The following is a 14166-nucleotide window of genomic DNA, read 5'->3' as shown; positions in this document are numbered from 1 at the left end:
GGAGGGTTGATCATGGCTGAACTGTTCCGCATGCCCGCGGTGGCCGCCGATTCGCCGACGGCGGTGCTGTCCGCCTGGCTGGTGGCCGAGGGCGCCCCGTTCACGACGGACGACGCGCTGGTCTCCATCGAGACGGACAAGGCGGAGGTGGACGTCTCCGCCGAGCGCGACGGCGTGCTGCTCAAGACGCTTTACGAGACCGGGGTGGAGATCGAGGTCGGCGACCCGATCGCCGTGCTCGGCGCCGAGGGCGAGCAGATCGGCGACCTCGACGCGCTGCTGGCCGAACTGGGCGTCGCCGTAGCGGCGCCCGGCCAGGCCCCGCAGGCCGTCCGCCGCGACGTTCCGGAGGAGTCGGCACCCGCGTCCCCTGAGCCGTCCGCCGCACCCCAGGACGCCGCATCCCGGACCACCGCCCCGACGGCGGGCGAGCCGGACCGGAGCGGGCGCGTCTTCAGCAGCCCGCTGGCCCGCAGGCTGGCCCGGGAGGCCGGCCTGGACTTCACGCTGCTCACCGGGACCGGACCCGGCGGTCGGGTCGTGCGCCGGGACGTCGAGGCCGCCGTCGCGGCCCGCGACACCCGGGAAGCGGCACCGCAGGCCCCCGCCCCCGCCGCCCAGCCGTCGGCCGCCCACCCCACGGGCACCACCGACGCCACCGGCACCACTGATACCGTCGCCACCGCCACCGCCACCGGCACCGGCGACCACGAGGACATCCCGCACAGCCGGATGCGCCGGGCCATCGCGCGGCGCCTGACCGAGAGCAAACAGCAGACCCCGCACTTCTACCTGCGGGCGACCTGCGCCGTGGACGAACTGCTCGCCCTGCGGCAGCGGATCAACGCCGTCAGCCCGGTCAAGGTCTCGGTCAACGACCTGCTGATCAAGGCCGTCGCCACGGCGCACACCCAGGTGCCGGAGATGAACGCGATCTGGCGGCCGGACGCCGTCCGCCGCTTCCGCGGCGTCGACGTGTCGGTCGCCGTCGCCACCGAAACGGGACTGGTGACCCCGGTGCTGCGCGGCATCGAGAACCTGTCGGTGTCCGCGATCGCCGCCCGGACCCGCGCGTACGCGGAACAGGCGCGCTCCGGGGCGCTGCGCCCCGCCGACCTCGAAGGCGGCTCGATCACCGTGTCGAACCTCGGCATGTACGGGGTCGAGGAGTTCGCCGCCATCATCAACCCGCCGCAGGCCGCGATCCTGGCCGTCGGCGCCGCACGCGACGAGGCGGTGGTCCGCGACGGCGCGGTCACCGTGGCCAAGGTGCTCGGCGTGGTCCTGTCCGTGGACCACCGCCCGGTGGACGGCGCCGTGGCGGCACGCTGGCTCGCGGCCTTCACCGAGGCCGTGGAGAACCCGGTCCGGCTCCTTGTCTGAAACACCTTCCCGGCCGCCGTGGGCCGCCCGTGCGGCACCAGCCCAGGGGCCGCCCGCGGCCCCACCACCTCATGGGCCCCAGGCCCCTGCCCCCTCGTCCGCAGCCCGCGCCCGTAGGCTGCCAGAGCACTTCAAGAGGACACCGATGTCTATGACCGGATCCCGCACCCCAGGTGCGGCCACCCCACCCGACGCCCCGAGCGACGCGCTCGGCGAGTTGGACCGCCGCAACATGCGGCGGCTGATGCCGCTGCTGCTGGCCGCCTACATCATGTCGTTCCTTGACCGCACAAATATTGGGCTTGCGAAGGAACGGCTGGAGGTCGACCTCGGCATCTCCGCCGCGGCCTACGGACTGGGCGCCGGGCTGTTCTTCCTCACCTACGCGGCGTCCGAGGTGCCCAGCAACCTGATCATGCACCGTGTGGGCGCCCGCTGGTGGATCACCCGGATCATGCTGACCTGGGGCATCATCTCGGCCTGTATGGCCTTCGTGCAGGGCGAGAAGTCCTTCTACGCCATGCGGCTGCTCCTCGGGGCCGCCGAGGCGGGCCTGCTGCCGGGCATCCTGCTCTACTTCACGTACTGGTTCCGCTCCGAGACCCGGGGCAGGGCCATCGGCCTGCTCCTGCTCGGCGCCTCCATCGCCAGCGTCATCGGCAACCCGCTGGGCGGACTGCTCATGGAGATGGACGGAATCGGCGGCTGGCACGGCTGGCAGTGGATGTTCGTCATCGAGGGCCTCCCCTGCGTCTTCCTGGCGTTCATCGTCTTCCGCTTCCTGCCCGACGGCCCGGCCAAGGCGCCGTGGCTGACGGCCGAGGAGGCCCGGCTGGTCCAGGACGCGGTCGCCCGCGAGCAGAGCGAGGGCGCCAAGGCGGCCGGCAACGAGTCCGGCTCCCTGCTGACCGTGCTGCGCGACAAGCAGATGCTGCTGGCGATCTTCGCCAACTGGACGCACCAGGTCGCGCTGTACTCCGTGGTCTACTTCCTGCCCGGCATCATCGGCGGCTGGGGCCACCTCTCGCCGTTCACCATCGGCCTGCTGACCGGACTTCCGTGGCTCACCGCGGCCGTCGGCGCCATCCTGGTGCCGCCGCGCGCGACCACGCCCCGGCGCTCCCGGAACTTCGTGGTGGTCGGCCTGCTGATGATGTTCACCGGGCTCATCGTCGCGGCGCTCGCGGGCCCCGTGATCGCCCTGCTCGGCTTCTGCTTCACCGGTCTGGCGTTCTTCGTCGTCCAGCCCCTGCTGTTCAACTTCCCCGCCACCCGGCTCGCCGGAAAGACGCTCGCGGGCGGACTGGCCCTGCTCAACACCGTCGGCATCACCGGCGGCTTCGTCGGCCCGTACATCATGGGCTACGCCGAGGACGCCACCGGCAACCACCTCTCCGGACTGTGGGTATCCATCGTCCTGCTGGCCATCGGGGCGCTGGCGGCCACGCGGCTGCGCTTCTCCCCGAAGTCCTGAGAGCGGCTCCGCCCCACCCCGGAGTCCGAAGACCGGCCGTGTCCGGGCCACGCCGAGGCTCGGACACGGCCGGCCCGGTTCCGGGCCCCGGCCGGGCGCCCGGACACCGCGGCACGTCGGCGGCGGTCAGGCACCCCGGACACGGCGGCCGGCCGGAGGGACCGGGGCGCCGCGCCGTGGTTCACTCCTCCTCCCCCGGGCGCAGGAACCAGCGGCGCGCCGCCTCGGCCACCTCCTCCAAGGCGCCCGGCTCCTCGAAGAGATGTGTGGCCCCCGGAACCACCCTGACCCGGTGCGGAGCGCGCAGCCGCCCGGCGGCCTCCTCGTTGAGCCGCAGTACCTCCCGGTCGGCGCCACCCACGATCAGCAGGACCGGGGCGTGCACCCGGGGCAGGGCCTCCTCGGCCAGATCGGGGCGGCCCCCTCGGGACACCACCGCCCGGACACGTTCGGGCCGCTCCGCCGCCGCCAGCAGCGCGGCCGCGGCACCGGTGCTCGCCCCGAACAGTCCCAGCGGCAGCCCGGCCGATTCCGGGCGCCCCGCGAGCCAGTCCACCGCCGCCACCACACGGCGGCCGAGCAGACCGATGTCGAACCGGTGCCGGCCGGTCGCCGCGTCCTCCCATTCCTCCCGCGTGGTCAGCAGGTCCAGGAGCAGCGTGCCCAGCCCCGCCTCCCGCAGATGAGCGGCCACCGCCTGGTTGCGCGGGCTGTGGCGCGAACTGCCGCTGCCGTGGGCGAAGAGCACCACGCCCACGGCCTCGGGCCCGACCGCCAGATCACCGGCGATCACCGACCCGTCGACCGGTACGGAAACGGCTTCTTCCGAGGCCATCGTCGTCACCTTCTCCCTTCCAGAACGCCCCCGGCGTCCGATCCGCGGCGGCTGCGGCCCGCCGCCCGCCGATTCCCGCCGACCGCCCGACGGGCGGCGGCATCAGCCGGTGGTCAGCCCCTGATTCGCCAGTTGGCGGGCCTCCGCCGCTTCGACGCGGGCCGCCTGCGGCTCCGTGAGGACATCGCACACCCAGTCCCAGTGCAGCGCCACCACATCCCCCGGGGCGAGCCCCGGGATCAGCGAGCGGCCCCCCGTCGACCAGCGCACGGACTCCCGGCGGGGCGCCCCGTGGACCAGACGGCCACCCGTCCAGCGCAGCGGCCGGGACTCGACCACCGCGCACTCGCCGTCGACCGAACGGACCACGCCGGTACGGATGCGGCACCGGTCGAGGACGGACAGCGCCGTCGGATGGCCCGAGGCCACCAGGAGACGGGTCCAGGGGTACACCTCGAAGACCTGGAAGCTGTGATGGGCGCGGGCGCGGTCGGACGCGTCGTGCCAGGTGCCCCCCTGCTGGCCGCGGAAGCGGTCGCGCAGCCGGGCCAGCAGGGCCGCGGGGTCCGTCCGGTCCAGCAGCTCGTTGCCGATCCAGTACGCCTCGACCACGCGCTCGTCGAGCGGGTCGGAGAGACCGGCCGCCTCGGCGAGCAGTTCGAGATAGCACCAGGCGCCCTCGAACCGGCGGGCGTGCCGCTCCACGACCGCGGTCTCCTCGGGGCGCAGCAGCGCCGAGGCGTCGGCGGGGCCGCAGTAGCCGAGCGCGTTGGGCGGATAGGCGTACCGGGCGAACAGGAGGGTGCCGTGCGCGCTCACTCAGCAGATCCTGGGGAGCTGCTCGCCGAGCGGCGGGGCGATCACCCGGGAGCCGCCGAGACCCGTCCGGGCCACCACCGTGCCGGGATGGTCGGCCACGCAGGTGCCGATCCGGCGGGCCGCCCGGCCCAGCGGGTGCGAGGTGAGCGCCGACAGCACCTCGTCGGCGGACTCGGCGGGCACGACGGCGATCAGCTTCCCCTCGTTCGCCACCTGGAGCGGGTCCAGCCCCAGCAGACCGCACGCATCGCGCACGGCCTCCGGCACCGGCAGCTCGTGCTCGGTCAGCTCGACTCCGACCCCCGAGGCGCGGGCGATCTCGTTGAGGGAGGCCGCGAGGCCACCGCGCGTGGGATCGCGCAGGACGCGCACATCGGTTCCGGTGGCGAGCATCGCGGCGACGAGCCCGTGCAGGGGAGCGGTGTCGCTCTCCACCGCCGTGCCGAACTCCAGACCCTCCCGGCAACTCATCACCGCGATGCCGTGGACCCCGATGTCACCGCTGATGAGGACGGCGTCCCCCGGCCTCGCGCGGCCGGGCCCGATCTCGACACCGTCGGGGACCACACCGATCCCCGAGGTGGTGACGTAGACGCCGTCGCCACTGCCGCGGTCGACGACCTTGGTGTCGCCGGTGACCAGCCGGACCCCGGCGGCCCGCGCCGCCGCGCCCATGTCCCGGGCGATGCGTTCCAGATCGCTCAGGGCGGTCCCCTCCTGGAGAATGAACGCACAGGACAGATAGAGCGGCACGGCACCCGACATCGCCAGGTCGTTGACCGTTCCGTTGACCGCGAGGTCGCCGGTGGACCCGCCGGGGAAGAACATCGGCCTCACCACGAACGAGTCGGTGGAGAAGGCGAGCCGCGGGCCGTCCTCGACGGTGAGGACCGCGGAGTCGCCCATCTCGCACGCGGCGGCCGGTCCGTACGCGGGGAGGAACAGGTGCTCGATCAGCTCGGCGGACATCGATCCGCCGCCGCCGTGACCCATCACGACCGTGGGGGTCCCGCGCAACGGGGCCGGGCAGACCGGGCCCTCGAAGTCGAGAACGCTGTCCGGGCCGGCGGGGGGAGGCAGGTGCTTCGTCGTCTCGGTCATGTGGCATCGACCAGTTCCAGTCGTCGGTACGCGTAGTACGCGGCGCACGCTCCCTCGGAGGACACCATGGTGGCGCCCAGCGGATTCCTCGGGGTGCACTCCCCGCCGAACGCCTGGCACGCCTGCGGCTTGATGAGTCCCTGGAGCACCTCGCCCGACCGGCACACCGACGACTCGGCCGTGCGGATCGCCGCCACGTCGAACCGGCGCTCGGCGTCGAAGTCGGCGTACTTCTCGGACAGCCGCCAGCCGCTGTCGGGGATCATCCCGATGCCGCGCCAGGTCCGGTCCGTGACGTCGAAGACGTCCCGCAGCATTTCGAGGGCGGGAAGGTTCCCTTCGTCGAGCACGGCACGGGGGTAGGCGTTCTCCACCTCGTGCCTGCCCTCCTCGAGTTGGAGAACCACCCTGCGGATGCCCTCCAGGATGTCGAGCGGCTCGAAGCCGGTGACGACGATGGGGACCCGGTACTTCTCCGCCAGCGACGGGTACTGCGAGGTGCCCATCACGCTGCACACGTGCCCGGCGGCCAGGAACGCCTGCACCCGGCAGGCGGGGGACTCCATCACGGCCGCCACCGCGGGCGGCACCAGGACGTGCGAGACGAGCAGGGAGAAGTTGCGCACGCCCAGGCGTCGCGCCTGATGCACCGTCATGGCGTTGGCCGGGGCGGTCGTCTCGAAGCCGATGCCGAAGAAGACGACCTCCCGGTCGGGGTTCTCCCGTGCCAGTCTCAGCGCGTCGAGCGGGGAGTAGACGACACGCACGTCACCGCCCGCGCTCTTCACGGAGAACAGGTCCCGGCCGCTGCCCGGCACTCGCAGCATGTCGCCGAAGGAGCAGAAGACGACCTCCGGGCGGGAGGCGATGGCCAGCGCCCGGTCGATGACCTCCAGGGGCGTCACGCACACGGGGCAGCCGGGGCCGTGGATCATCTCGACGCAGTCGGGCAGGAGTTGGTCGATGCCGTGGCGGATGATCGAGTGGGTCTGGCCCCCGCAGACCTCCATCATCACCGCCGGCCGGGTGGCGGTCGCGTGGATCTGGTCGAGCAGGCGACGGGCCAGTTGGGGATTGCTGAACTCGTCCAGGTACTTCACCGGTCGGCTCCTTCCGTCGGGAACTGCTGCGCGGCGGCCTGTGCGAAACCGTCGCCGAACTCCTCCTCCAGGAGCCCGAGCCGCTCGAAGTCGGCCAGGGTCGCCCGGGCCGATGCCTCGTCGAGCCGCTGGATCGCGAAGCCGACGTGCACGATGACGTATTCGCCGGTCACCGCGTCGGGGACGTACTGGAGGCAGACCTCCTTGCGTACGCCTCCGAAGTCGACCTCCGCCATCGGGACGCCGTCGACGTCGGCGGTATGGAGCACACGCCCCGGTACTGCCAGACACATGGGGTCTTCCTTCTCTGAGGGTCATGGGTGGGTTTCGCTCGCAGACGTCAGCCGGACGACGCCGCGACCAGCAACTGCCCGAAGGCGAGGCCGCCGTCGTTGGGCGGCAGCAGACGGGGCCGGAGGACGGTGAAGTCCCTTGCCGACAAAGCGGACCGGGCCGCTTCCAGGAGGACGGCGTTCTGGAAGACGCCGCCGCCCAGCGCCACCACGCCGATCCCGGTCCGCTTCCGGCACAGCTCGGCGAGGTCGGCGACGAGGAGGGCGACGGCCGTGTGGAAGCGCGCGGCGACCAGCTCCGCCGGAACCCCCGCCCGCACATCGGACACCACCGCGCGGACCACCGGACCGGGATCCGCGACCACCGGCTCACCGTCCGGCGGCACGGTCCGGACGCCGAAGGCGTAGGCACTCCCGGCGGGCTCCGGCGGCGCCGCCCGCGCCAGGCCCTCCAGCGCCATCGCGGCCTCGGCCTCGTACGCCACCTCGTGCCGCACGCCCGCCAGCGACGCCACGGCGTCGAAGAGCCGGCCCATGCTGGAGGTCGGGACACAGCCGAGTCCCGTCGCCAACTGGTGGGCCAGTACCCCGCGTTCGGTCGCCGAGCAGGCCGCGACCGACGGCATCCCGTCCTCCCAGGCGACGCCCGCGGCGTGCAGGTGGGCGAGGGCCATCCGATACGGGCGCAGCACGCTCGCGTCGCCCCCGGCCAACGGCACGTACGCCAGGTGCGCCGCCCGCCGGTACGAGGGGTAGCCGGCGATCAGCACCTCACCGCCCCACACCGCCCCGTCGGCGCCGTGGCCCGTGCCGTCGAAGGCGAAGCCGATGACCCGCTCGCCGGTCCCGAGCCCGTGCTCGCCCATCACGGACGCGATGTGCGCGTGGTGGTGCTGCACGGTGCGCACGGGCCGCCCCGCGGCGCGGGTGCGGACCCAGGCGCCGCTGCGGTATCCGGGGTGGTGGTCGGCCGCGAACCGTTCGGCCTCGACACCGGTCAGCAGTGCGAGGTGGTCCGCCGTGCGGGTCAGCGCCTCGATCGTGGAGAGATCGTCCATGTCCCCGATGTGCTGGCTGACCCAGGCGTAGGAGCCCTCGCCCAGCGCGCAGGTGTTCTTCAGATCGGCACCGGCCGCCAGCGTCGGCGGGACCTCGAACGGGAGGGTGAGAGGAAGCGGCGCGTACCCGCGTGATCTGCGCAGGGGCAGTTCGGCACCGGCGACGACGCGGATGACCGAGTCGTCGCACGGCACCCGGATCGGCCGGTCGTGCCGCAGCCAGGCGTCGACCAGCGGCGCGAGTCCGGTCAGTGCCTCCGCGTCGTCGGTGACGATCGGTTCGCCCGAGCGGTTGCCGGAGGTCATCACCAGTACGTCGGGTCCGGGTGCGTCGCCGTCGAGACCGAACAGGAGAACGTGCAGCGGTGTGTAGGGGAGCATGACGCCCAGGTCCGGACTGCCCGGCGCCACGGCGTCCGCGACCCCGGCCGCACCCGCGGGCGTGCGGCGGGGGAGCAGCACGATGGGCTTCACGGCGCCGGTGAGCAGCCGCTGCTCGTCCGCCGTCATGGTCACCAGCCGTGCGGCGACGTCGAGGCCGGCGACCATGACGGCGAAGGGTTTGCCGCCCCGGCGCTTGCGGCGGCGCAGCCGGTCGACGGCGGCCTCGTCGCGGGCATCGCAGGCGAGGTGGTAGCCGCCGAGGCCCTTGACGGCGATGATCCGCCCCTCGGCGAGCAACCGCCGGGCCGAGCGCAGCGCTTCGTCGCCGTGCAGGGGTGGCGCGTCGTCCTTCCGGACCAGTTCGAGACGTGGACCGCAGGCGTGGCAGGAGACCGGCTGGGCGTGGAAGCGGCGGTCGTGCGGGTCGCGGTACTCCGCGCGGCAGGTCTCGCACATCCCGAACCCCGCCATGGTCGTCGCGGCGCGGTCGTAGGGCAGGCCGGTGACGATGGTGAACCGCGGCCCGCAGTGGGTGCAGGTGATGAAGGGGTGGCGGTGCCGGCGGTCGTCCGGATCGCGCAGTTCGGCCAGGCAGTCCCGGCAGGCCGCGGTGTCGGGGGAGACCAGCGTGCGGACCCGGTCGGCGGTGCTGGACTCGGCGATCGTGAATCCGTCGCCGCCGAAGAGCGGGAGGTCCGTCTCCGTCACGGATTCCACCACGGCGAGCGGCGGTGGTCCGGCCCGCAGTCGACGCGCGAACTCCGTCACCGCGTCGGCGTCGCCCTCGACCTCCGCGACCACCCCGTCGCCGGTGTTGGCCACCGAGCCGACGAGCCCCAGATCGGTGGCGTTGACGTGGACGAACGGGCGGAAGCCCACGCCCTGCACGACGCCGCGCACCTCGAACCGGCGCCGCAGACGCCCCCGCCGGCGGTCCGCGCCGCCGTCGTCCGCCCGGGGGCCGCTGCCCATCAGCTCCAGCCCCGACAGCGCGGCCGCCGCCCCGGCCTCGTCGATGACCTGCGTGGCGAAGCCCATGTGGAGCAGCACCCAGTCGTCGGCGGCCGGTGGCGCGTCGAGCATGCCGATGTTGACGCGGCGCCGGGCGCCCTCCACATCGACGAGGGCGAGCTGACCCGCGTACCCCTCGACGATCTCCACGACGCGTCCGGGGATACCGAGACACATGATCAGGACCTCCGGGGCGGTTCGGGCGCGATGGCTGCTTCCTGGGAGGGTGCGGCCGTGGCCGGGGAAAGTCGGCGGACCAGTGCCCGCACGGTTTCCACCGCCCGGGGGACGGCCGCGGCGACGGCCTCGCTGAGACCGATTCCCTCGCCGACGTCCGCGGGCGTACAGCCCACGACGTGGGTCAGCGGAAGCGTACCGCCTAGATGATCCAAATTTGACAGCACTGCAACCGGATTCATGCCATGTGCGTCGAATGCACCGTTTTCGAGGTCGTCCGGGCCGACCTCCAGCACCGTCAGCTTGCCGGGCGGACCACCACCCGGGCAGGCGTCGACCAGCACCAGCGCGTCGTACCCGTCGAGCAGGTCGTACGCGAGGTGCATGCCCCGGATGCCGTAGTCGACGATCCGGACCCCGTCGGGAAGCGGCTCACCGGGATCGGCGGCGAGTCGGCGCACGACCTCCGGGCCGAAGCCGTCGTCCCCGAGGAAGAGGTTGCCGACGCCCGCCACGAGCACTCCTCCGGCCACGTCAGCCCTCCTCCTCGGTGCGCGGCGGGCTCACATGGAGCGCATTCTGAGATATCTGCGGATGTCGGGGATCGATCGCACGCCGATGACGACGGCGACCACCGCGAGGGTGGCGACCACCCCCGTGGTGACCATTCCGAGCGACTTCACGATGGGCTCTCCTTTTGGGCCGTTGGATCGGGGGCGCCCCGTCCGGGACCGCCGTCGGGCAGCGGCTCCACTTCGTCGGGGGCGAAACAGAAGGAGCGGCCGTACCAGTCGTGCAGGTCGGCCGCCGGGTCGTCGAGCAGGACGAGGGACACGTGCGTTCCGCCGTCGACATCGCGCAGCACGGCCGTCACCCGCGCCACCCGGCCGGCGAAGAAGAGGTCCTGGGCGTCGGCGCGGCGGGTGGGGCGTACCCGCACCAGACTCCCCCTGGCGACGCGCACCCCGTCGATCACGACGGCGTCGGACTCCGGCGAGACGTCGGCATCGGCTGCGGGGCCCCACCAGGGGACGTCGTCGGCCGGGAGACCGTCCGGCCCGGCATCCCGCCGTTCCCCGGCCCCGTCCGCGGCGCCCGCCTCGGAGGCGGGCGGGGCCCCGGGGTCCCGGAGCAGTCCGTGCAGCAGCCCCAGGTCCTCCGGAGTCATCGTGTCGCAGCGGTCGACGATCTCGCGGGCGCGGGGATCGGTGGCACGGGCCACCGCCTTCTCCTCTTCCGTCATGGTCATGACTCGGAGTGTCAGGAGTTCGTCGATCTCGGTGGAGTCGAACAGGGCGCCCGGACTCCGCTCGGCGATCTCCGGATGGTCGTAGAGGATGATCGGCGCGCCGATGACGGTGTCCGCGGAGCCCTTCGGCCCCGCCAGGACCGGCCAGCACCTGCGCTGGGCGCACCGGGACGCGGCGGGCGCCGCCTCCCGCGGGGGCTCGCGCAGGGAGACGAACTCCGCGCCGTGACTTGCCCGGAGCAGCAGGTGCGTGCCGAGCAGGGAGGCGTGGATCGCGGACCGCTTGTCGGCGGCCGCCCCGGTGTACTCGTTGTCCACCGATACCGTGAGGCGCAGGAATCCGTCGTCCTCGGTCGTACGGGCCCGGATCCTTCCGCTCAGCGGCTCGCGACGCCGGACGATCCGACCGACCGTCATCCCGCTCGTGTCCGTGAGCGGTTCGCTCTCCTCGCCGCCGGGGACCGAGAACACGCGGTCGGTGGGTCCGGCGAGCGGTACCGGTCCCGGGTCGATCTCCCGTTCGACCGCTTCGTCCCAGCTCAGGAACGACACACCGTCCACCGTGAGTTCATCGACGTCGACATGGCCGCCGTCCGGCAGGCGCCTGCCCACCTGGCGCACCTGGTGCTGGAGGAAGCGCAGCCGGACCGTCACCCCCGCCCCGGCCGAGGAGCCGGGCGGGACGGAGAGCAGGCATTCCATCGCCATGCCGGGGTCCTCGGCGAAGCTCCCGGGCGCCGCGGAGGGCGGCCCGAGAACGCCGAACTGCCAGCGGGACCGGTTCTTCGGGGAACCGGCGCGGTACGGGTACAGCAGATAGCCCTCGTACAGCACCGCGTCGGCGATCCGACGCACGGGATCGGGATCCGCCGGAGCGGTGCGAGCCGATCGGGTCACCGGATCACCTCATCGAGATCGTCGGCGGCGCCGTCCGCTTCGGACAGCAACGTACGGACCGTCTCGTCCCAGCTGATCAGCCCGCGCCGGGCCCGGAAACCGGCGACGTCGGCGAGCACGTCGTGTTCCAGTCTGATCCAGCCGGAGCGGGGGAAGTGGAACGAGATCAGCTGCCGCCACACGTCGACCGGCAGCCGGTAGCGCGCCTCGCAGTCCCAGGGCACCTGCCGCACACCGAAACCGGCACGGCCGCCCGAACCGGTGAAGACCGTACCGGAGAAGAGGAGGCTGATCGGCACCGAGCCGTCCTCCAACGCGTGCAGATAGCGCGAGCCGACGACATCGAAGTCGTAGCTGCAGGGCAGGGCGAGGTCCGTCTCGGTGGAGCCGGTGAACCCCTGCACCGTCGTGTCGCACTGCATCCACAGGAACGGGCGCAGGGTCTCCGGCCAGCGCTCCCGCCCGCCGAACAGCCCCCTGAGACCCTCCTGTTCGGCACGACCGTAGGGTCGGCGCCGGGGCTCGATGCGGACCTGGCAGTGCAGCACCATCGCGTGGATCCGCTCGCCCGTACCGTCCTCGATCCTCAGCCGCGCGGTCAGCTGCGGCGCCGCCGTGTACGGCTCGGCCACGACGTCGCGCACCGAGAACTCCATTCCGCCGGACGCGGGGCGGTTCATGGGGGACCACCCGTTCCCGGCGACCGCGAGGCCGCTCGCCGCGCGCTCACGGGTCTGCTGCGGGCGTCGGCCCGCTCGAAGAAGGCGTCCAGCGCGGCGTGCGCCTCCCGGCCGCCGTCGAAGCCGCGCCACAGCGTGCGCAGCCGTCCGACGAGTTCGTAACAGGCGTCGATCGGCACCAGGTGACACGAGGTCACGTCCTCACGGCCGCCCCCGCCGGTCCGACGGACGAGCAGTGCCTCGACGTCGGGACGCGCCGTCGCCAACCCGGGGGCGGCCTCCACCAGAGCGGCCCAGGCGTCCAGCGGAAGCTCGGACTCAGTGGCCCCGGCCGGGCCGGGGTAGAAGGCGACGGTACGGTCCTGGGCGGAGTTGCGGAACAGGAAGGCCAGGCCCACCGGAATCTGCAACGCGTCCCACGCCCGCGCGTCCGGCGGCAGCTCCTCGAAGCGCAGATACCGGTCGGGGACCGAACGGTAGCGCTGCCGTGCCCCCTCGCCCGCGAACAGCAGATGGCACGCCCGGCAGCAGCACATCAGGGCACGGCTCTCCAGGTCCACCACGTGCCGGTGTTCGTCGCCGACCGGTACGGCGCACATGTCGCAGCACTTGCCGACGACCGGTGCGGGCCGGTCACGGCTGATCCGGAGCAGGGCGGCGACCGGGGAACCGACACGTCCCGCGGGCGCGCTCACGGGGCGGCCACGGGCGCGGACGGCACGGCGACCGAGGCCGAGGCGCCCTCGGCCAGCAGTGGCAGCGGATCCAGGTGCGCCCCGTCGGCGTCCGCATCGAGGCAGACGCCGGCCCGCCGCACGTCGTAGTGGGCGCGACAGCCGGAACACCGCAGGACCCCGTCACCCCCTCCGCCGCCCAGGCGCCGTGCCAGGGTCGCGCCCTCCAGGGGCTGCCCGCACCGTGCGCACCGGTCGCGGAACGCGAACAGCTCGGAGCCGATCCGGCAGGCCACCAGGGGGAATCCGCCCGCACTCAGGCGCCGGACCTCGCCGGGGCCCAGGGTGGTCAGATCCGGCACCGGCTCCCAGATCGCGCCCGCCCCGTCGGCGTCCCCATCGGACGGGCCGGCTTCACGCAGCCGGGAGTACAGGGAGTCCACCGGTACCAGCGACTCCGGTGCCGCGGAGGCGCCCGGCGCGGGATCCCCGGCGGTCGCGGGCTCGACCTCGATCGCGGTGATCTCCGGCGCCGCCGCCTCGACCGCGCCGCGCACGGCGAGTGCGAGCGTGGCGGAGGAGGACGGGCAGCCGTCGCAGGTGCCCAGCAGCCGCAGCCGTACCGCTCCCTCCTCCGTGACGCCGAGCAGTTCGACGTCGCCTCCGTGCGAGCCGAGGTACGGGCGCACGCTCTCCAGCGCGCTCTCGACCCGGTCCGCCACGCCGTACGGGTGCAGCCCGTGCACCAGGAGCATGCCGGCCACGAGGTCGTCGCCGGCGAGGGAGGACAGGACCGCGTCGTCCAGCCCACCGTGCTCGTGGACGAGGTCGAGCAGCCGCTCCAGGCCGGCGCCGTAGAAGTCGGTGACGAGCCGGACGAGTTCTTCGCTGCGCTCACGGGCGGCGGAGCCGCCCGCCGCGCTCGCGGAGATCAGGCTCTCGACGCGCTCACCGGTCGTCCGCCAGGCCTCCTCGCCGGTCGTCCGTCCGGTCCCGGGGGACGGGATTCCGGCCGCCTGCCGCTGCGCCAT

14 protein-coding genes are annotated in these 14166 nt (G+C 73.2%); 2 read left to right on the top strand and 12 right to left on the bottom strand.

Annotated features, from left to right (window positions below):
• Window positions 1-12 precede the first annotated feature (12 nt).
• Together ACIHCL_RS26050 and ACIHCL_RS26045 are read left to right on the top strand one after the other, a co-directional pair.
• Window positions 13-1383, top strand: a complete 1371-nt coding sequence (locus ACIHCL_RS26050) for a 2-oxo acid dehydrogenase subunit E2 (protein ID WP_399865335.1) — start codon at window positions 13-15, stop codon at window positions 1381-1383.
• Window positions 1384-1534: 151 nt separating this feature from the next.
• Complete coding sequence (locus tag ACIHCL_RS26045) at window positions 1535-2857, top strand: MFS transporter (protein ID WP_399865333.1); 1323 nt, start codon at window positions 1535-1537, stop codon at window positions 2855-2857.
• Window positions 2858-3038: 181 nt separating this feature from the next.
• On the opposite strand, the gene ACIHCL_RS26040 is transcribed toward ACIHCL_RS26045, so the two are convergent.
• From ACIHCL_RS26040 to ACIHCL_RS25985, 12 genes are all read right to left on the bottom strand, one after another.
• A complete protein-coding gene (locus ACIHCL_RS26040; protein WP_399865331.1) occupies window positions 3039-3692 on the bottom strand; it encodes a dienelactone hydrolase family protein in 654 nt (217 codons plus the stop codon).
• Between the two features lie 102 nt (window positions 3693-3794).
• Complete coding sequence (locus tag ACIHCL_RS26035; RefSeq protein WP_399865328.1) at window positions 3795-4511, bottom strand: DUF6390 family protein; 717 nt, start codon at window positions 4509-4511, stop codon at window positions 3795-3797.
• Window positions 4512-5612 (bottom strand): hydrogenase expression/formation protein HypE, encoded by a 1101-nt coding sequence (hypE, locus tag ACIHCL_RS26030; protein WP_399865326.1) that lies wholly within the window; start codon window positions 5610-5612, stop codon window positions 4512-4514.
• Window positions 5609-6712 (bottom strand): hydrogenase formation protein HypD, encoded by a 1104-nt coding sequence (gene hypD / locus ACIHCL_RS26025; protein ID WP_399865323.1) that lies wholly within the window; start codon window positions 6710-6712, stop codon window positions 5609-5611. Before hypD ends, hypE begins: the two co-directional genes overlap by 4 nt.
• Entirely contained in the window at window positions 6709-7005 is a 297-nt protein-coding gene (locus ACIHCL_RS26020; protein WP_399865322.1) for a HypC/HybG/HupF family hydrogenase formation chaperone, read from the bottom strand. Before ACIHCL_RS26020 ends, hypD begins: the two co-directional genes overlap by 4 nt.
• A 47-nt stretch (window positions 7006-7052) precedes the next feature.
• Window positions 7053-9635: a carbamoyltransferase HypF gene (gene hypF, locus ACIHCL_RS26015; RefSeq protein ID WP_399865320.1), complete on the bottom strand. Its 2583-nt coding sequence runs from the start codon at window positions 9633-9635 to the stop codon at window positions 7053-7055.
• Between the two features lie 2 nt (window positions 9636-9637).
• The gene (locus tag ACIHCL_RS26010) at window positions 9638-10168 is read right to left on the bottom strand and encodes a hydrogenase maturation protease (protein ID WP_399865318.1); all 531 of its coding nucleotides are present in this window, start codon (window positions 10166-10168) and stop codon (window positions 9638-9640) included.
• A gap of 30 nt (window positions 10169-10198) precedes the next feature.
• Window positions 10199-10318 (bottom strand): DUF6893 family small protein, encoded by a 120-nt coding sequence (locus ACIHCL_RS26005; RefSeq protein ID WP_399865316.1) that lies wholly within the window; start codon window positions 10316-10318, stop codon window positions 10199-10201.
• On the bottom strand, window positions 10315-11781 hold the full coding sequence (locus ACIHCL_RS26000; protein ID WP_399865314.1) for a hypothetical protein: 1467 nt from the start codon (window positions 11779-11781) through the stop codon (window positions 10315-10317). Before ACIHCL_RS26000 ends, ACIHCL_RS26005 begins: the two co-directional genes overlap by 4 nt.
• On the bottom strand, window positions 11778-12461 hold the full coding sequence (locus ACIHCL_RS25995) for a DUF6084 family protein (RefSeq protein WP_399865312.1): 684 nt from the start codon (window positions 12459-12461) through the stop codon (window positions 11778-11780). The genes ACIHCL_RS26000 and ACIHCL_RS25995 overlap by 4 nt, the downstream gene beginning before the upstream one ends.
• Window positions 12458-13156: a DUF5947 family protein gene (locus tag ACIHCL_RS25990; RefSeq protein WP_399865310.1), complete on the bottom strand. Its 699-nt coding sequence runs from the start codon at window positions 13154-13156 to the stop codon at window positions 12458-12460. Before ACIHCL_RS25990 ends, ACIHCL_RS25995 begins: the two co-directional genes overlap by 4 nt.
• Entirely contained in the window at window positions 13153-14166 is a 1014-nt protein-coding gene (locus ACIHCL_RS25985; RefSeq protein ID WP_399865307.1) for a NifU family protein, read from the bottom strand. Before ACIHCL_RS25985 ends, ACIHCL_RS25990 begins: the two co-directional genes overlap by 4 nt.

Origin of the sequence: Streptomyces sp. NPDC052042, assembly GCF_044548345.1 — a bacterium.
GTDB lineage: Bacteria > Actinomycetota > Actinomycetes > Streptomycetales > Streptomycetaceae > Streptomyces.
This window is presented reverse-complemented; position numbering and strand designations above follow the sequence as displayed.

Excerpts from the sequence above, each read along its gene's own strand:
- ACIHCL_RS26050 (WP_399865335.1), top strand. The coding sequence starts at position 13 with ATGGCTGAACTGTTCCGCATGCCCGCGGTGGCCGCCGATTCGCCGACG.
- ACIHCL_RS26045 (WP_399865333.1), top strand. The coding sequence starts at position 1,535 with ATGACCGGATCCCGCACCCCAGGTGCGGCCACCCCACCCGACGCCCCG.
- ACIHCL_RS26040 (WP_399865331.1), bottom strand. The coding sequence starts at position 3,692 with ATGGCCTCGGAAGAAGCCGTTTCCGTACCGGTCGACGGGTCGGTGATC.
- hypE (WP_399865326.1), bottom strand. The coding sequence starts at position 5,612 with ATGACCGAGACGACGAAGCACCTGCCTCCCCCCGCCGGCCCGGACAGC.
- ACIHCL_RS26020 (WP_399865322.1), bottom strand. The coding sequence starts at position 7,005 with ATGTGTCTGGCAGTACCGGGGCGTGTGCTCCATACCGCCGACGTCGAC.
- hypF (WP_399865320.1), bottom strand. The coding sequence starts at position 9,635 with ATGTGTCTCGGTATCCCCGGACGCGTCGTGGAGATCGTCGAGGGGTAC.
- ACIHCL_RS25995 (WP_399865312.1), bottom strand. The coding sequence starts at position 12,461 with ATGAACCGCCCCGCGTCCGGCGGAATGGAGTTCTCGGTGCGCGACGTC.
- ACIHCL_RS25985 (WP_399865307.1), bottom strand. The coding sequence starts at position 14,166 with ATGGCGCAGCGGCAGGCGGCCGGAATCCCGTCCCCCGGGACCGGACGG.